This window comes from Isobaculum melis (assembly GCF_900111355.1).
Taxonomy (GTDB): domain Bacteria; phylum Bacillota; class Bacilli; order Lactobacillales; family Carnobacteriaceae; genus Isobaculum; species Isobaculum melis.
Genome location: NZ_FOHA01000015.1, coordinates 31,227 through 50,512 on the forward strand (window position 1 = coordinate 31,227; position 19,286 = coordinate 50,512).

A 19,286-nucleotide genomic window follows, 5' to 3' on the forward strand; every position below is an offset into this window, starting at 1 on the left:
ATAGATTGAAATTAGAGCCTACATACTTAGTAGGTTCTTTTTTTATTTTGGGGGATAAAAAAAATGGCGAGTTTTCAAAAATATCAAACGCAAAAGGGTGCTAGATGGCTTTTTAAAGAGAAGATAAACGGGAAATATTCCACAAGGCGTGGTTTTAAAACAAAGCAAGAAGCAAAACTAGCTTGCGCGAAAATTGTTCGTAAAAGCCAATTTTTGTTTGATGATAAAGCAATGTTTAAAGAAGTTGCTGAAATATGGTTAAATGATTATAGAAAGACAGGTATTAAAGTAAGCACACTTTCACACAAAGAAGCTCAGGCTTCTTTTTTTTCTGAAAAATTTAAGAATGAAAAAATTAGCGCGATCACTTCGGAAATGATAGAAGATATTTTTGAAGAAATGAAAAGTGAGGGGTATGCTTATGGGACAATAAAAAATTACAAGAAAACAATTAGTTTAATTATGAAGTATGCTTTAAAGAAGCAATTTATTTATTTTAATGTTGTTGGTGATGTTAGAATGCCGTTTTTTGATGAAGATGTCATTTCAAAAAAAGAAGCAATTGAAAGAAAATATTTAAACTTGAATGAATTAAAAGAGTTTTTAGCTGTAAGTGAGAAAACACACACTGACGAAATTCATACATTGTTTTTACTGATTTCTGAAACTGGTATGCGAATTGGAGAGGCGCTGTCTCTTTTGGAAAGTGATTTAGATATTGAAAATAACACAATTGAAATATATAAGTCACTAACAAGGATTGCTGTTGAAGACTTTAAGTTGACTACACCAAAAACAACATCATCAGTACGTAAAGTATTTGTTAGACAATCGTTAATGGATAAATTGAAAAAAATAATGAAAAAGAATGAACAGATAAGAGAAAAGATGACTCTTAAATCAGACTATAAATTATTGTTTTTTTCAAAAGCTATAAATGTTGGTAACCCATATCTTGTTGGAACAATAAATGATAAAATAGAGGAAGTGGTGGCACAAACCTCCATAAAAAAACATGTAACCTCAAGAACATTCAGACATACAGCGGTAAGTATGTTAGCCGAAGCAGGCGTATCATTGGAAGCAATCAAGGAAATGATGGGACACAGTAGCAGTAAGATAACGGAAACGATTTATTTACATGTGACTGACTACACCAAGAAAGATACACTTTTGAAACTTGATGCACTTATGAAAAAAATAGGTCAAAATTAGGTCAAAAAGAAATCTTCTGTCATTTACCCCTTGCAAAATACACTGTTAACGCGTTATAATAATATGATTTTAATACAATTGCATATCCCGAGAGGATTTATTGTCTATAACAATAAAGATGCCTTGTAACCGAACTATTTTAAGGGGGAACAAAGAATGACAGAAAGACGTTTATTTACTTCTGAATCTGTTTCAGAAGGACATCCAGACAAAGTGGCGGATCAAATTAGTGATGCGATTTTGGATGCGATTTTAGCAAAGGATCCAATGGCAAGAGTTGCTTGTGAAACAACTGTAACAACTGGGCTAGTACTAGTTGTAGGTGAAATTTCTACGAATACTTATGTAGATATTCAACAGGTTGTGAGAGAAACCATTCGCGGAATTGGATACACACGTGCGAAGTATGGTTTTGATGCAGATACTTGTGCAGTAATGGTTGCCATTGATGAGCAATCCTCTGATATTGCCCAAGGTGTAGATGATTCATTAGAAGTACGTAGTGGCGCAGATGATGCATATGATCAAATTGGTGCAGGTGATCAAGGGTTAATGTTTGGGTACGCAACGAACGAAACACCTGAATTTATGCCATTACCGATTTCATTAGCACATCAATTAGCAAGAAGATTAGCAACAGTGAGAAAAGAAGGGATTATCTCTTATTTAAGACCTGATGCAAAATCACAAGTGACAATCGAATATACTGAAGATGGGCTGCCAAAACGTGTAGATACAGTTGTTATTAGTACACAGCACCATCCAGATATTACATTGGAGCAATTAAAGAAAGATGTTATGGAGCAAGTTATTTTAGAGGTCTTACCAACAAACTTAGTAGATGATGAGACACGTTACTTTATTAATCCAACAGGTCGTTTTGTAATTGGTGGTCCTCAAGGGGATTCCGGTCTAACTGGGAGAAAGATTATCGTTGATACGTACGGTGGTTACGCACGCCATGGTGGTGGTGCTTTTTCTGGGAAAGATGCAACAAAAGTGGATCGTTCAGCAAGTTATGCAGCCCGTTATATTGCAAAAAATATAGTGGCAGCAGGTCTTGCAGATAAATGTGAAGTCCAGTTAGCTTATGCAATTGGCGTGGCACAACCTGTATCGATTGCAATTGATACTTTTGGCACTTCATCTTATAAAGAATCAGATTTAATTAAAGCGGTTCGAGAGAACTTTGATTTACGTCCAGCAGGGATTATTGATATGTTAGATTTAAGAAGACCTATCTATAAACAAACCGCTGCATATGGACATTTTGGTCGTACAGATGTCGACTTACCTTGGGAACGTACTGATAAAGTAGCAGCGTTACAAGGGAGCTTGGCGAGGTAATATTAAAAGAGGCGACCTCTATTTAGGATACTGTATGTATTCTATTTGGAGGTTGTCTCTTTATGTCATCGTGCATCTTTAGTTTTGGAAGATGGGATGGAACTAAGGGGGAAATAGGTTATATGAAAAAACAGAAACAAACAAATGTTGTATTGGTAACCATTGCTATTTTTGTAGCAACGTTTATGACAGCTGTAGAAGGAACAATTGTCTCAACCGCAATGCCAACCATTGTTGGGAGCTTAGAAGGCTTATCATTAATGAACTGGGTGGTGTCGATTTATCTTTTAACTAATGCGATGATGACACCAATTTACGGGAAATTAGCTGATAGAATTGGCCGTAAGCCTATTTTTATGTTTGGAGCAATTTTATTTATTATTGGTTCTTCATTATGTGGTTTAGCTCAAAGTATGGAGCAATTAATTGTCTTTAGAGCGATTCAAGGTGTAGGGGCAGGAGCTATTATGCCAATTGCATTTACCATCATTGCAGATATTTATCCATTTGAAAAAAGAGCAAAAATTCTTGGTTTAAATGGAGCTGCTTGGGGTGTTGCCGGAATTATTGGGCCATTATTAGGTGGTTTTATTGTTGAAAAATTAAGCTGGCATTGGATTTTCTTCATTAATGTACCAGTAGGAATTATTACAACGATTATGATGTATGTCTTTTTAGTTGAAAAACGAGAAGTCAAAAAAGCACCAATTGATTATTTAGGCAGTATTACGTTAATGATTGCCTTGTTAAGCTTACTTTATGGCTTCCAAGTCTTGGGAGAAAATAGTGAGATTTCAGCTATGTTAATTGGCGTTTTTGCTGTATCTATGCTGTCATTTATTTTATTTGTGATTGTGGAAAGAAGAGCAACAGATCCGATTATTCCACTAAGCTTATTTAATAATCGTGCCTTTGTGATTCCAAATGTGATTGCTGCTTTAGTGAGTGGCTTCTTAATTGGTGTGGAAATGTATATTCCAATGTGGATGCAAGGGGTACTTGGTTTGAAAGCTGCTATGGGTGGATTTGCAGTAACACCTATGTCAATCACTTGGGTATTTGGTTCTTTCATTGCTGGTCGGATGATTGTTAAATATGCAACGAAATTCATTTTAACCGGTAGTATATTAGTGATTGGGGCAGGGGCTATTTTCTTAGCATTAGCACCAGAAACAACTGATTTCGTGGTCTTTCTTTTAATATCAGCTTTATTGGGAATTGGCTTTGGGATTACCATTACAACCACAACCGTAACGGTGCAAAATGTTGTACCACAAGATCAAGTAGGGGTAGCTACTTCCTTTAATACCTTAGCACGTACGCTTGGTCAAACAGTGATGGTGTCTATTTATGGGATTGTCTTGAATATGCATATTGCCAACAATATCGCGGCAAATGCAGGGAAAGGCGTGACGCATAGTATGATGGATAAATTGGTCAATCCATTAACTGTTGGGGAATTAAACCCTGATTTGGTACCCACACTTAGAGATATTTTATATAGCGGTCTGCATGGTGTTTATTTTGCAGCAGCGATTACGTTGTTTATTGCCTTAGTGATTAACTTGTTTAATAAAAAAGAGTTAGCTTAAATAACGCAACAAGTAGATTCCTATAGTTGAGCAGGAGTAGAAAAATCCAAGCATTTTTGCTTGGATTTTTTTGTTGTCCAAATAGTGCAAGAGAAAAAAATAAATTATTTTTATTATTTTTCATAGAAGAGCCTATCTAGTAATTTTAATAGATAGGCTCTTTCTTCTTATTGATTAGCGACCTTATTTAGACTCTAATTTGAGTCAGCTTTAGGCAGTTGCAACATTAGTGTTGCAATAGGATGTCATAGTCAAAAAGTTTTTCCTATGCTAAATTACAGTTAAGGAAAGCGCTTTCTTAAAGAGGTGGGAAAAGGAGTGAGGGAAATAGAGATTACAAAAAGACAATTCCAACTGATTCGATTATTAATCAATAACAGTGAGGCTCATCCTGTTCGATATTATTCAGATAAGTTGAATGTATCCTCTAGAACGATTCACCATGACTTAAATCACATTGAAATTCTCTTAAAAGATACAAGCTTGATATTGGAGAGAAAGCCTCGAGTTGGTATTTCAATAAAAGGGCATGCAGATGAAAAGTTTAAACTTCTTAACCAACTCACTCAAAGTCAAACTGAAGTTAACAATATACCAAAGGAACGACAGTTTATCATTTTGAAAAAATTACTAATAGAGGAAGAAACACTTTCTTATCAGCAGTTATCTGAACTGTTTATGGTTAGTAAGTCCTCTATTTCAAGTGATTTTGATGAAATTCAAAAAATGTTATCTTCTTCCAAAACCGTTCAATTAGTCAGCAATTCATGTGGGACTTTTGTGGAAGGTAATGAAGAAGAGTGGCAAAAAGGTTTGATTCAATTAAATGAGTCATACGCAAAATATAAAAGTGCCTCTGCCTCTGGATTAGAGCGTTTTATGATGTGTATGAAGCAGTTATATGATGAAAAAATTGTCACCACTTCTTTTCAATTGATTAAGGAATTAGGGCATAAGCAGAAGAATCCCTTAGCTGACTATTATTTGATTAATTTATTAAATGTATTGATTGTTCTGACTTATCGCGCAATGCAGCAAAAGCATCATCAAATGTCGAATCAAAATTTTATTTATAAAGAAGTGATGAATTTAAAGCTCTACTTTATTTCTAAAAAATTACTGGATGATTTGTCCCAGCAAATAACGGTTTATTTTAGTGAAGAAGATCGGATGTATTTTAATCAATATATTGTTGCAAATGGTGTCCAAAGTTATGTGGATCAGCAAGAGGTTGTGACTTCTGAGTTTTCAAAAATTGTTCAGCAACTCATCGAAAAAATGAGTGATTCCATTAAAATTGATTTGTCTCAAGATGTGTATTTATATGAGAATTTATTAGCACATTTTGTGCCGATGTTATATCGCTTAAAAACACAAATTGTCGTGAAAAATCCTTTATTAAAATCCATAAAAGAAGAATATTCTGTCATGTTTAGCGTGACCTGGTTTGTGATGAGCATGCTGGAGGAGTTATATGAAATTGAATTAACAGAAGATGAAGTAGGCTTTATGATGGTTCATTTTCAAGCGGCTCTTGAACGAAATGCACGAAGTAAAAAAGTATTGATTATTTGTCCAACAGGAATTGGTACATCTGAATTAATTGCAAATCGGATTCGTCGCTTTTTACCAGCTTTAGATATTATTGAAGTCGTTTCTTTGGATAAGCTGTATCAAAATAATATTGATGAAGTAGACTTTATTATTACAACGGTTCCAATCAAAAAATTGAATCGCCCAATTATTCATGTGTCGCCTTTAATGAGTGATGTGGATATTCGTAATGTATCAAAGTTTTATACCGATGTTTTTTTGAAAGATGCGTCTATTGAAGATGCTGAACAAGAAATAGATTTTCCCGTTTTAAAGAAATGGATTGATGAACGTTATATTTATACAAATCAGAATTTTGCTAGTAAAGAAGAAGTTTTTGATTTTATGACAGAAAAATTAGTAACGGATCAAATTGTTGAACAGGAATTTAGGGAAAGCTTGATGCAGCGTGAATTAATGGGTGGCACAGCCTTAAATTCTGGTGTGGCCATTCCGCATGGCAATCCTAAAAATTTGAAAGAAACGAAAATATTTTTATTAACGAATACAACTGCAATTAAATGGGGCGAAAAATTTGTTCATTCAATTGTGATGTTGTGTATTTCAGAAAAAGATTTAAAAGATGTCCGTGATATTTTAAATGATATCTATCAAATTGTGAGGACAAAGGACTCTGTTAAAAGATATTTAACGGGTAAAACAAAAAATCAGCTGTTAGAAATGGTAGGAGGTAGCGCAATTGATTAGAAAAGACATGATATTTGTTGATGTGTCCGCTACAAATAGGGACCAAGTGATATCGAAATTATCAGAGACTGCGAAAGCATTAGATTTAGTTGATTCAAAAGAAGATTTTATTCAAGCTGTGATGCAAAGAGAAGAGGAGTTTCCAACTTCAATTGGGTTTAAAGTCGCGATTCCTCATGGGAAAACCAAAACAGTGAAAGAGCCTTTTATTGGTTTTTGTAGAACCGAACAGCCATTTATTTGGGAGCAAGAGGGAAATAAAGAAGTATCCTTAATTTTTCTGATTGGTGTGCCGCAACATTTAGAAGGAACCTTACATCTAGTCATCTTATCTCAAATTAGTCGGATGTTGATGAATGAAGATTTTAGAAGAAAGTTGTCTGAGAGCAAACAGAAGGAAGATATCTATGCGTTATTACTAGATATTGAAAATCATATTAAAGAAAAAAATGAAAATTAATAGGAGGAATAGAAAATGACTAAAAAAATTATTGGTGTTGCAGCTTGTCCAGCAGGGATTGCTCATACGTATCTAGTTGCTGAAGCAATTGAAAATGCTGCTAAAAAATTAGGCTTTGAATGCAAGGTAGAAACACAAGGTTCGATTGGCATTGAGGATCGTCTAACAGCAGAAGAAATTGAAAATGCAGACCTTATTGTATTTTCAGTCGGTGTAGCAGTTCGTGACAATGAGCGTTTTGAAGGATATGAAGAGAAAAGTATTAAAGTACCATTGCATCAAACAATAGAAAGTATTGATCAAATTATGGCAGACTATTTCAATAAATAACAATGGGAGGCTTATGATAATGGAAAATGAAAAAGGAATTAAAGCTAAATTGTTGATATTTCAACAGTATATGATGACCGGGATTTCTTATATGTTACCAGTTACTGTTATTGCAGGGATGACTTTAGGGATTACTGCATTGATTGGGCAATTAGGTGGATTTGCTGCAAATGATCCAGAGTTATTAACAAGTAGCGATGCTTTTGTTCGAAATGTTGTTTGGGCAAACCAAATTGTTGGGAAAAACTTTATGCCTGTTATGTTTATGGTTCTTTCAGGATATATTGCTTTTGCAATTGTAGATAGACCTGGTTTAGCGCCAGGATTTCTGGGCGGTATGTTAGCCAATATGTTAGGTGCAGGCTTTGTCGGGGCATTACTTGCAGGATTCTTTGCAGGATTTACCGTGAAATTTTTAAATAAAAATATCAAGATGAATCGAAAATATATGGGTGTTAAAACAATGGTTATTCTACCTGTGGTGGGTAGCTTCATCATGATTATTTTAAGTAAGGTAGCTATCGAACCAATTGGTGTCGGTTTTACCAACTTAAGTAAATGGTTTGTAGAATCAATTGGTCAAGGCGGCGGAATTACATTGTCTGCAGCTTTGGGTGCAGCTAGAAGTGTGGACTATGGTGGACCAGTTTCTAAAGCAGCAGGTACCATTGGGAAACAGCTTTTCTTTGATACAGGGTATTCATATATTGCTTGTATGATGGGGGTTGTGGCACCGATTGGTATTGGTTTAGCGACAATTTTAGATAAATTTGTGGTTGGGAAAAAAGTCTTTTCGCCTCAATTACAAGGAAATGGACTTCCTTCTCTGATTCTAGGTTTATTGGGTATTCAAGAAGGGGCAATTCCTTTTGCTGTAGCAGATCCATTTACGATTATCATTACAATGATTGGATCAGGAGTAGCAGGGGCAATGGGCTTTGCATTTGGTTGTGAAATATTCCCAATTTCAACCTTTGGCTTCTTTACCTATCCTTTAGTGAATAATATTATTGGCTTTTTAATCTCTTTGGTTACAGGTGTGATGATTATTTGTTTCGGTATGATCTTCAGAGCCAATCATTTATATAAAAAAAGACAGGAAGCAAGTGCTGAAGCGTAAGACTTAAATATGGAAGGTGTGGAAAAGATGTTATATGAAAAAGAGAGAACAGACTTATGTACGATTATTAAAAATATGTACCAACGTTATGGAACAAATGCTGCGGGTGGAAATGTGAGTGTCAGAATAAATGATGAACATATTATTATGACACCAACGCTAATGTCACAAAATCATTTATGTGATTTATCACCTTATCAAATTTTAGTTGTGGATATGGATGAAAATATTGTTGAAGGTGATGGCCGTTTAACGAGAGAAATTAATATGCATATGGCTTGTTTTAAACAGCATCCATCAATTGGCTGTGTCCTTCATGGTCATGCAAAAGAATCAATGGTTTTTGCTTCAATGGGAATTGATATGCCTAATTTAACTGAAGCAACACAAAAATTTGGTAAGATTCCTTGTTTACCATTTGAACCAGCCTGTTCACCAGCCTTAGCTGAAATGGTGAGAGAACGTATTGAGGCTTTAGGAGACGATGTGCTATCAAAAGCTTTTCTATTGAATAAACATGGCGTATTGATTACAGAGGCGAGCCTACATAAAGCGCATGATATGTTAGAGCGCCTAGAATATAACGCTTATATTGCCTATAAAGCGATGATTTTTGATAAGCTAGCCATTCATAAAATGGAAGAAGGAACCTATGCCTATAATTTAGAGGAATAAGTAAAGCAAAAAAAGTTGATGAATGGAGGAAATGAACAAATGAACAACAAGCAGTTTCAAATCCAAATTTATTCAGATGGTGCAGAGATTAAAAAAATGCAAGAAAGCTTTCAGACAGGATTTGTATCAGGTTTTACCACAAATCCATCTTTGATGAAAGCAGCTGGAATAAAGGATTATGTCTCTTTTTCAAAAGAAGCAGTGAGCAACTTTCCACTTTTGCCCATCTCATTTGAAGTCTTTGCAGATGATTTTGCAACAATGGAGCAAGAAGCACGAAAAATTGCTACTTTTGGTAAAAATGTTTATGTAAAAATTCCTGTAACGAATGCCAAAGGAGAAAGCTCAGCGCCATTAATTAAAAAACTTTCTCAAGATGGCATTCAATTGAATATCACAGCAATCACAACAGCTAAACAAGTCAAAGAAGTGGTTGAGGTATTTCAAGCAGGAACCTCAAATATTGTGTCTGTTTTTGTGGGACGTTTAGCAGATAGTGGGATTGATCCTATTCAGTTTGTGAAAGAAAGTCGTCAAATTTGTGATACAAAAGCAGGAACCTTATTATTATGGGCAAGTACCAGAGAAGTATTTAATATTTATGAAGCTGAGCGTTTAGGCTGTGATATTATTACCGTTCCACCGCAAATTATTAGTAAATTAAGCGGAATTGGTACAACACCAGAAGAAATTTCCTTAAATACAATCCAAACCTTCCAAGAAGATATTCAACAATTAGGATTTCGTATTTTATAAAGCATAAAGAATGGAAAGATTTAGTAATAGTGAGTAAGTTACAGTATGACACAAGCAAAAAACTTAGACAGCTTTTCTTGTCTAAGTTTTTTGCTTGGTAGATTATTTCTTCTCAATCGCCAACACAAAGGGCGGCGCATTTTTCTGATTAATAAAACCATATTGCAATACATTATATTGTGTTTGGTCTAAGCTTTCACAAAATGCTAACACAGCATCTTTTTCCACTGCTCCACCGTCATGTCCATAATAAACTACAATAATCAGTAAGCCAGCTTTTCTTAGTCGCTCCAACATTTGTGTGACAGCTGAAAGTGTTGTATCAGGTTTGGTAATCACGCTTTTATCACTTTTAGGTAAATAGCCTAAGTTGAAAATCGCCGCACTGATTTCTTTTGTTTCTGGAACATGTTGATTGAACGTTTCATGTCCTGCATGAACTAAGGTTACTTGCTCTGTTAAACCAGTTAATAATAATTTTTCCTGTGTTTGTTTGATGGCTTCTGCTTGGATATCAAAGCCATAAACATGACCTTTTTTCTCTACTAAAGTTGCTAAAAATACAGTGTCACTTCCATTACCAACAGTAGCATCAATGACTGTATCTCCTGGGGCAATCACTTGTTTTAATAAATCATGGCTGAAAGGAACCGCGGTTTTTAAATACATCATGGCACACTCCTTTTAGTTGTTTTTGACGCGATGAATCCCTTGATAAGAATCACGTCGTTTCATTTCTGCATCAATCGCATTCAATACTTCCCATTTTTTTAAGCTCCACATGGGACCAATCAGGGTATCTCTTGGTGCATCTCCGGTTAGGCGATGAATAATGATTTCCTCAGGAATGCTTTCTAGTTGGTCACAAACTAAATTGACATAGGTGTCTTTTTCCATGAGTTCTAAGCGTCCTTCATGATAATCCCGCACCATTTTTGTGTTGCGCATTAAATGCATTAAGTGAATTTTAATTCCTTGAATATCAGAATCAAGAACGGTACGACGCACGCTTTCAAGCATCATGTCTGTTGTTTCTCCTGGTAGGCCATTAATTAAATGGGTGCAAACGCGAATGTTGTGCTTTCTGAGTTTGGCAACACCATCTAAATAGGTTTGATAGTCATGTGCGCGATTAATCAAGCGACTGGTTTCTTCATAAATGGTTTGTAAGCCTAATTCTACCCATAAATAGTAGCGCTCATTTAATTCAGCTAAATAATCCACCACATCATCTGGTAAGCAATCAGGTCGTGTGGCAATGGCAATACCAACAACACCAGGTTCATTCACGACCTGTTCAAAGCGGTGACGCAAGACCTCAACTGGAGCATGTGTATTGGTAAAGTTTTGGAAGTAAGCGATGTATTGATTGGTTTTTGGCCATTTTTTATGCATCATTTGGACTTCTTTTTGAAATTGGATTGGTAATGGATCTGCGCGATTTCCTGCAAAGTCACCAGAACCAGAAACGCTACAAAAGGTACAGCCACCATGGGCAACTGTGCCATCTCGATTTGGACAATCAAAGCCGCCATCTAAAGGAACTTTAAAAACTTTATCGCCAAATCGTTGGCGTAAGGCATAATTCCATGTGTGATAGCGTTTATTTGGATCATTTGTATATTTAAAATTCATTTTTTCCACCTCAATAGCTCTTATTTTACCATGACTTTTGAAGGATTTAGTGGAAAATAACAATCTTATGAAAAAAGTTTCTTTTTTCTGGTTTTTTAGTTAGAATGAGGAGGTGAGTTTAGGAGGAATCGGGATATGTTGAAAAAAACGGGATTACCAAGAGATTTATGGATTGTTGCCATTGGGATGGTGCTATTATATACAGGCTTATCTTTTATTTGGCCGTTTAATATGCTTTATATGACAAAAGAGTTAGGGATGTCAGAAACAAGTGCTGCAATGGCTTTATTAATTAATTCTGGAATTGGTATTATTGCAAGCTTAATTGGGGGACTGATTTTTGATCGCTTATCTGGCTTTATTTCATTAAGTATTGGGACGATTATTTTAGTAGTGACAACAGGCTCCTTATTTTTATTCCATGGCTATCCATTCTTTTTATGGAATATTTGGGCTGTGAGTGTGGCAATGGGAATGGTCTTTTCTGGGCTATATGCCGCTGCTGGGCTAACGCATCCGACTGGGGGCAGAACCGGATTTAATAGTATTTATGTGGCACAAAATGTTGGCGTTGCAGTAGGACCATTTTTAGCGGGCTTCTTATCTAAAGAGCATTTAGGTAATGTCTATATTGGTGCGTTTGCTTTTGCAATTATTTATGCAGTATTTTTCTTTATTTTCTTTCCAAAAATTGATTGGAAATCTGAAAAGGTGGCAAGTAGTGAAACGAAGCATCATCAAAAAGGTGGGGTGAGAGAGCATCCAACTAAATTTGGTGTTTTAGCGATGCTCCTTTTATTATTAACCTATTTATTCTGCCAATTACCTCATGTACAATGGCAGTCGAATTTGTCCACTTATATGGTACAAGTCAAAGGGCTAACCAATGGTGAATATGGCAATTTATGGAGTATTAATGGTGGCTTAATCGTACTAGGACAGCTCTTCTTAATTCCACTAGTGCGCAAATTTAAAGAGCGCTTAAAAGTTCAAATTTATATTGGGATTGCTTTGTTTACCTTATCTTTTGTGGTTGCGATGCAGGCTTCACATTATACTGGTTTTTTAATCGGAATGATTTTCCTAACCTTAGGAGAAATGTTTGCTTGGCCAGCTATTCCAACGATTGCTTATCAGCTAGCACCAAAAGGACATGCTGGTTTGTATCAAGGACTAGTCAATGGTGTTGCAACAGCTGCTAGAATGTTAGCGCCTTATTTAGGGGCAATTGTTGTGACACAGCTTGGTGGAATTCAAGCGTTGTTTGTAGCAATTTTCATTTTATTGGCGTTGGCTGTTATCAGTATTACTTTACAGCAAAGAGTGCAACGTTTAGATGAAAAAAGAAGTAAATGACCTAGGCGTGTCTGAAAACTACGGTGGCATCGCGAAAATATTCGCCAATGTAGTTTTCAGATACGGTCTAGTCAGTTACTTCTTTTTTTGAATAACGGGACTGTGAAACATAGCCAAGTTAAAGCTAATAGATAACCACCTAAAATATCACTAGGATAGTGAACGCCTAAGTAAATTCGGCTGATACCTATCATGAGAATCATGATGCTAGCTAAACAAATTAAACTTGTTTTTAACCAGCGATTTTGAATCGTTTGATAGCTGAGGTAGATAAGACTACCAAAGAACATCATGGAAGCCATTGAATGACCACTAGGAAAACTCCAGCTTTTTTCTACTACTAAATGGGTTAAATCTGGTCTTGGACGTCTAAAGATTTCTTTCATGATTTTATTTAATAATCCTGCACCCAATGCCATGTTTTGGACAAACCATAAGCTAACTGTTATTTCTTTCTTTTTCAAAAGAAAAAGCACAATCACTGCAGAGAGTAGTACAACAACCAAAGGATTGCCAAGTTGTGTGAGGCTTTTAAAAAAGGTTGTTTTCAAATCAGTCATATTGCCTCGAACCCATGAAGTGATGGTTGTGTCAAATTGTTGCCGTAGGGCTGTGTTTTTTTGAATATTAAATGCGATAAAGCTAAATAATGAAAGTGGCAACAGCCAAGAAATACCCCATGTCCATTTGTTTTTTATTTGCATAAAAAGCTCCTTTAAGTTCTGTCTTGCATCTCATAATTGTACCATAAAATCAAAAAATAGCGTAAGAAGTTTGACAAGTTGTCTTGCTTCTTACGCTATTAATATGCTATTTTTTTGGTGTGCTAAATGTTACTTATCTTCACCAAGTATACGTTTTTTTACAAACCATAAACCAATGGCAATTGTGACGAAGGCGGAACCTGCTATAGTCCAAGCAATAGAGCCTTTTTCACCAGTATTTGGTAGGGTTTTTGTTGTAGATCTAGTAGTTGTTTTAGTTATCGTGTTTTGTGTGCTTGTTCCGGTTCCTATAGTGCCATTACCAGTATTTCCTGTACCATTACCATTTCCGTTGCCGTTACCACCAGTAGTCGTTTTAGCTAAAACGGTTGTTTGGACAGTTGTACTGTTACGCTCTATCTGATTGTTTGTTCCTTGAGTGAAGGCTGTGACAACATCTCCCGTTTTTATGCGGTTGTTAGAGAGATCAGTAGTGTATGAGCCTACGACAGGAGCTGCGAATAATGAGAAGGTAGCAACTGTGTTGGGAACCGTAACAGGTGCTTTAATCACTGTACCATCTGCTAATGTTACATTAACAGTGAAGGTGCTCGCTTCAGGAATTGGTGCTTCTAATAAAACAGTCCCAGTAATCGTTTGATCGCCTTCATGAATGGTTGGTAAGACAGGTGGTGCAATCAAGTATTTGCTCCAATCCATTCCTAAAGCAGGTAGAATCGTACTGCTTACTGGTAAACTCATTTTCGTACGGCCTTCATTTGTTCCCTTGATAACAGTTGTTACGGTATCACCAGCAGTGAGCGTTTTGCCATTTAATGGAACTGAGAAAGTCCCATCGGCATTTAAAGCTGCTGATGCAGTAGAGGCATCCGGTAAAGTCACAATGGCTTCAAGTGTTGTCCCAGCAGGAGGTGGTGTCGCCATGCGCATATTACCTGTTACCTCAGTATCATCTGCATAAATAGGATGAACGGTTGGTAGTGCAAGCGCATAATTAAGCCAATTATCGGTATCATCACCAGCTAAAACAATTGTATCGACTGTTGCACTTGTTTTTTCAACCCCAGCATTTGTACCACTAATTTGAGTTTTTACAATGCTATCTTTTGTTAATGTGATACCTGTTAAATCGACAATGAATTGACCATCTTCGTTAACAGTTGCTTGCTTCGTTGTTAAATCAGGTAAAGTCACCACTGCTTTAAAAGTCGAACCTGTAGGGATAGGAGTAGTCAGTGTCACACTACCTTTTAATTCAGTATCTCCTACATGTAACGGCTGAATAGTTGGTGTTGTGATGTCATAAGCTGCCCAACTAGGCTCAATTGTTATTGTGACAGGAATACTTTCTTTTGTTTCATCATTATGAGTTGCAAGAATCACAACAGAGATTGTTTCTCCAGCATTTAATGTGCCATTACCTAGAGGAACAGAGAAAGTACCATCAGGATTCACTGTCGCAGTTACTTTAGAGCCATCTGGTAAAGTGACAACTGCTTCAAACATTGTGTTAGCTGGAATCGGTGTAGTAAGAGTGACATGGCCAGTTACAGCTGTGTCGTCAACAGTTACTGGATTCACAGTAGGTGTTGCAACCACATAATTTTGCCAAATTGGATCAATCGTGTTATCTACAATGGTAACAATAGTCGGTCCGTTTTTCACATGACCAGCATTTTCACCTTGAATAAAGGTTGTGACTGAACCCCCAGCAGTTAGTGTATGACCAGCAGTAGAAATCGTAAATGTGCCATCCTCAGCAACAGCTGCCTCTAATTGTGTACTATCAGGTAATGTCACAATTGCTTTAAATAAACTGTTTGGAGGAACGGGTGTCATCAAGTTTACTTTTCCTTTAATGGTTGTATCATCTGCAACAATTGGCTCAACTGTAGGAGGTGCAATTTGATAGACTTCCCAAGCAGGATCGACACCTTGTGAAACGGTTGTAGAAATAGGGTTGCTGTCTTTAGTGACGCCAGCATTTGTACCTTGAATGATAGTAGAAAGTACATCGTTAGCTTGAAGTGTCACCCCAGCTAAAGGAATAGCGAAAGTGCCATCAGGATTGACAGTTGCATTGACTTTAGAGCCATCAGGTAAAGTTACAATTGCCTCAAAGGTACTGTTTGGAGGAATCGGTGCATTTAAAGTCACTTTTCCACTAACAGTAGTTGCATTTGTATCAATCGGTTCAACAACAGGATCAGCAATTACATAAGCCGCCCAAGCAGGATCCACACCTTGTGAAACGGTTGTAGAAACAGGCTGACTATCTTTTGTAACCCCAGCATTTGTCCCTTGAATAATGGTAGAAAGGACATCCCCAGTTTGAAGAATCACCCCAGCTAAAGGAACAGCGAAAGTACCATCTGGATTAACAGTTGCATTGACTTTAGAGCCATCAGGTAAAGTTACGATCGCTTCAAAGGTACTGTTTGGAGGAATTGGTGTATTTAATGTGACCTTTCCATTAACAGAAGTTGCGTTTGTATCCACAGGTTCGACAACAGGATCAGCAATTACATAAGCTTCCCAAGCAGGATCAACGCCTAGTGTAACAGTAGTCGAAACAGGTGCACTATCCTTTGTTCCATCAGCATTTGTTCCACGAATAATGGTGGAAAGTACATCCCCAGATTGAAGTGTCACACCATCTAAAGGAACCGCAAATGTGCCGTCAGGATTGACTGTTGCACTGATTTTAGACCCATCAGGTAGTGTTACAATGGCTTCAAAAGTAGCGTCAACAGGAATTGGCTGAGTCAGTGTTACATGACCAGTCACTTCAGTTGCATTTGTATCAATTGGATTGACAGTAGGTGTACCAACTGTATAATTTTCCCAACTAGGAGCAACCATTACTGTCACAGCCGTACTATCCTTTGTTTCACCATTATGTGTTGCACGAATAATGGTAGAAAGCATCTCTCCAGCTGTTGGTGTATAGCTACCAAAAGGAACTAGAATATTTCCAGAAGCATCAACGGGACCAGTTACAGTTGTCTGATCAGGTAAGGTAACGATGGCTTCAAAAGTCGTGCCAACAGGTATGGGTAGAGTTGGAATCATTTTTCCAGTTAAAGTTGTCTGACCTTCTCTAACAGGTTGAACAGTTGGTGCTGCAACAAGGTAACTTGTCCAAAGTGGGTCAACGATATTGTCAACAATTGTGACCACAGAAGGACCATTTTTTAGATCGCCAGCATTACTTCCTTCAATGAGTGTAGAAACTGTATCCCCAACATTTAAAGTATGCCCATTTAAAGGAATGGTAAAAGTTCCATCCCCAGCGACAACAGCATTTAATTTCGCCCCATCTGGTAAAGTCGCAATGGCTTTAAATGTGCTGTTAGGAGGGATTGGCGTTGTTAGGACAACTTTCCCTGTGATATCAAAATCATTTGAATCAATTGGATTAACATTTGGTGCGGTTATTTGATAGTCAGCCCATGCAGGGTCTACTCCTAATCTGACAGTAGTAGAAATTGGATTGCTATCTTTAGTGACGCCAGCGTTTGTTCCTTGAATAATGGTAGAAAGGATATCACCAGCTTGTAGTGTTATCCCGCCTAAAGGAACAGCGAAAGTGCCATCAGGATTGACTGTTGCATTGACTTTAGACCCATCTGGTAAAGTCACAATCGCTTCAAAGGTACTGTTAGGAGGAATTGGCGTGTTTAACGTAACTTTTCCAATAGCAGCCGTTGCATTTGTATCAACAGGTTCGACAGCAGGATCAGCAATGATATAAGCCGCCCAAGCAGGATCCACACCTTGTGAAACAGTTGTCGAAACAGGTGTACTATCTTTTGTAACCCCAGCATTTGTTCCTTGAATAATGGTTGAAAGCACATCTCCAGCTTGTAGTGTAACACCACCTAAAGGAGCAGAGAATGAGCCATCAGGATTGACCATTGTATTCACTTTAGATCCATCTGGTAAAGTCACAATCGCTTCAAAGGTACTGTTAGGAGGAACGGGTGTGTTTAATGTTACTTTTCCATTAACAGTAGTTGCATTTGTATCAATAGGTGCGACAACAGGTGGGGCAATCGTATAAGCCGCCCAAGCAGGATCTACACCCTGTGTTACTGTAATAGGAACTGCGGTACTGTCTTTTACAATGCCCATATTTGTTCCACGAATGATGGTAGATAATGTCTCCCCATTTTGAGGGAGATAGCCAGTGAATGGAACCGTGAATGAACCATCAGGATTAACAGGTGCAGTTAAGGTTGTATTGTCAGGGAAGGTCACAACTGCTTCAAAGGTAGAGCCATTTGGAATTGGTGTATTCAGTACAACATTTCCTGAAAGACCAGTTGCATTTGTATCTACGGGTTGAATGGTTGGACTTGCCACCAGATAGCTATTCCAATCAGTAGCGAAGTTTAAGGTAACATTTGCTCCCTCTGAATTGATTAAACTAAGAAGATTAGCATTAATCAGTGGTGTATTCACAGTGGCAGCATGAATCGTTGCTTGTGCTGTACCTGGAGGTTGCACTTCAAATCTTGCACGATAAGTGTTTTGACCAAGTAAGCTAGCACTGAAAAAGTCATCTAATACATTACTGGTTCCACCTACAATCGCTGTTACAACAGTTAAAATTGGATTTAAAGCCAATTGCAATGTATCTAAAGCAGCACGAACAGGAGCACCAATCAGCCCACCAGGAACGGTATTTCTGACAGTAGTAATGGCAGCTTGTACCGTATTAAATAATGCGGCATAAGTTGTTTTGACATAGCTGCCTAAGCCACTTGTATAATCCACACTAATACTTGAACCATCTGGTGAAACAGTTCCTGTCACGGTAGTGTTATAGTCGCCAAAGGTTTGTAGGCTTTGCAGTTGAGTAATGGCATCGACAATAGGCGTTAAATTAACCCCAGCAACTGCGGCGACTGTTTTTAAAGCATTCAAGGCTGTATTTAAGGTGCCAAGCAATAATTTGACTGCAGGTAAATCGGCAGGTGTAAAAGGTAAGAATTTAACATTGATATCGACTGTGGCATTCCCAACTACTTTGCCTTTTAACTCAGGTGGCAGGCTAAATACCACAACTTTGGAGTCTGCTAACCCAACAGAAGCTAGTGCTTCTCCTGTGAAAGTTAAGTCCACATCATAGTTACCGTTTTCATTTGGGACCATATCGACACTAGGTTTTGAAGTTAAAGAGGTGTTTGATAAAATATTGACATCAGCTAAGCCGGCTGCGCTGACCTTACTTTGCTGAAAGAGAATTTGACCATTTTGGATAATTGGTGTAAATGGTGATAGGAATAAGACAGATGCTGCTAAAACAATAAAACCTTTGTTGAGATGCTTCTTGAATGCTTTTTTCTTTTTGGGTTCATTCATTTTGGTACTCCTCCTCTAAATAAGACTCGCCGAACTATTTATGGAAAAAATACGGTGCCCAACACGTTTTTAGCCATTCCTCCTTTTTGATGACGTTAGTATATTCATAACGTTTTGATACTGTCAAATTACCACATTTTATGTAGGAAACAAAATAAAAAGCCTTTTCATTTTTTTGAAGGCTTTTTACTTGATTTATTTATTTTTTTGTTTATTATGGATGCTTTTCTATTCATTTAATTTCTTTTTATTTCGCTTTGTGAAAACTTTTTCATTTGATTTTTTTGAATTATTAATGAAATGACTTCTTTTTTATAAATACTTTATTCTATTTTTTTTTCAAAAAAACCTTATAATCTATTACTATATCTATAGAAGCATTTTTTATAGAGAATTCTATTTATTTC

Annotated in this window: 14 protein-coding genes and 1 riboswitch; of the genes, 10 read left to right on the forward strand and 4 right to left on the reverse strand. The window is 36.9% G+C overall.

Annotated elements, in window-relative coordinates; genetic code table 11:
• Positions 1-63 precede the first annotated feature (63 nt).
• From BMW29_RS10755 to BMW29_RS10795, 9 genes are all read left to right on the forward strand, one after another.
• Positions 64-1,215, forward strand: coding sequence for a tyrosine-type recombinase/integrase (locus BMW29_RS10755; RefSeq protein WP_092653233.1), 1,152 nt, complete (start codon positions 64-66; stop codon positions 1,213-1,215).
• 73 nt (positions 1,216-1,288) lie between these two features.
• Positions 1,289-1,374: riboswitch (SMK box riboswitch) on the forward strand.
• On the forward strand, positions 1,372-2,562 hold the full coding sequence (gene metK / locus BMW29_RS10760) for a methionine adenosyltransferase (RefSeq protein ID WP_092653235.1): 1,191 nt from the start codon (positions 1,372-1,374) through the stop codon (positions 2,560-2,562). (Overlaps the previous riboswitch by 3 nt.)
• A gap of 122 nt (positions 2,563-2,684) precedes the next feature.
• On the forward strand, positions 2,685-4,154 hold the full coding sequence (locus BMW29_RS10765; protein WP_092653237.1) for an MDR family MFS transporter: 1,470 nt from the start codon (positions 2,685-2,687) through the stop codon (positions 4,152-4,154).
• A gap of 318 nt (positions 4,155-4,472) precedes the next feature.
• A complete protein-coding gene (locus BMW29_RS10770; RefSeq protein ID WP_092653239.1) occupies positions 4,473-6,455 on the forward strand; it encodes a BglG family transcription antiterminator in 1,983 nt (660 codons plus the stop codon).
• Positions 6,448-6,915, forward strand: coding sequence for a PTS sugar transporter subunit IIA (locus BMW29_RS10775; RefSeq protein ID WP_092653241.1), 468 nt, complete (start codon positions 6,448-6,450; stop codon positions 6,913-6,915). The genes BMW29_RS10770 and BMW29_RS10775 overlap by 8 nt, the downstream gene beginning before the upstream one ends.
• A 15-nt stretch (positions 6,916-6,930) precedes the next feature.
• The gene (locus tag BMW29_RS10780) at positions 6,931-7,245 is read left to right on the forward strand and encodes a PTS fructose transporter subunit IIB (protein ID WP_092653243.1); all 315 of its coding nucleotides are present in this window, start codon (positions 6,931-6,933) and stop codon (positions 7,243-7,245) included.
• 19 nt (positions 7,246-7,264) lie between these two features.
• Positions 7,265-8,365 carry a PTS fructose transporter subunit IIC gene (locus BMW29_RS10785; protein WP_092653245.1) on the forward strand — a complete coding sequence of 367 codons (1,101 nt, stop codon included), beginning with the start codon at positions 7,265-7,267 and terminating at the stop codon, positions 8,363-8,365.
• 27 nt (positions 8,366-8,392) lie between these two features.
• Positions 8,393-9,040 (forward strand): class II aldolase/adducin family protein, encoded by a 648-nt coding sequence (locus BMW29_RS10790; RefSeq protein ID WP_092653282.1) that lies wholly within the window; start codon positions 8,393-8,395, stop codon positions 9,038-9,040.
• Between the two features lie 39 nt (positions 9,041-9,079).
• Entirely contained in the window at positions 9,080-9,796 is a 717-nt protein-coding gene (locus BMW29_RS10795) for a transaldolase (RefSeq protein WP_092653247.1), read from the forward strand.
• A 102-nt stretch (positions 9,797-9,898) separates the two neighbouring features.
• Here the strand turns inward: BMW29_RS10795 and mnmM are convergent, their stop codons facing one another.
• Complete coding sequence (gene mnmM / locus BMW29_RS10800) at positions 9,899-10,465, reverse strand: tRNA 5-(aminomethyl)-2-thiouridylate-methyltransferase MnmM (RefSeq protein WP_092653249.1); 567 nt, start codon at positions 10,463-10,465, stop codon at positions 9,899-9,901.
• Between the two features lie 15 nt (positions 10,466-10,480).
• Entirely contained in the window at positions 10,481-11,431 is a 951-nt protein-coding gene (gene mnmL, locus BMW29_RS10805; RefSeq protein WP_092653284.1) for a tRNA modification radical SAM protein MnmL/YtqA, read from the reverse strand.
• 135 nt (positions 11,432-11,566) lie between these two features.
• Between mnmL and BMW29_RS10810 the strand changes: the two genes are divergently transcribed.
• Positions 11,567-12,787, forward strand: a complete 1,221-nt coding sequence (locus BMW29_RS10810) for an MDR family MFS transporter (RefSeq protein ID WP_092653251.1) — start codon at positions 11,567-11,569, stop codon at positions 12,785-12,787.
• A gap of 71 nt (positions 12,788-12,858) precedes the next feature.
• Here the strand turns inward: BMW29_RS10810 and BMW29_RS10815 are convergent, their stop codons facing one another.
• Positions 12,859-13,491 carry a phosphatase PAP2 family protein gene (locus tag BMW29_RS10815; protein WP_092653253.1) on the reverse strand — a complete coding sequence of 211 codons (633 nt, stop codon included), beginning with the start codon at positions 13,489-13,491 and terminating at the stop codon, positions 12,859-12,861.
• Between the two features lie 129 nt (positions 13,492-13,620).
• Positions 13,621-18,879, reverse strand: coding sequence for an LPXTG cell wall anchor domain-containing protein (locus BMW29_RS10820; RefSeq protein WP_092653255.1), 5,259 nt, complete (start codon positions 18,877-18,879; stop codon positions 13,621-13,623).
• Between the last annotated feature and the right edge of the window lie 407 nt (positions 18,880-19,286).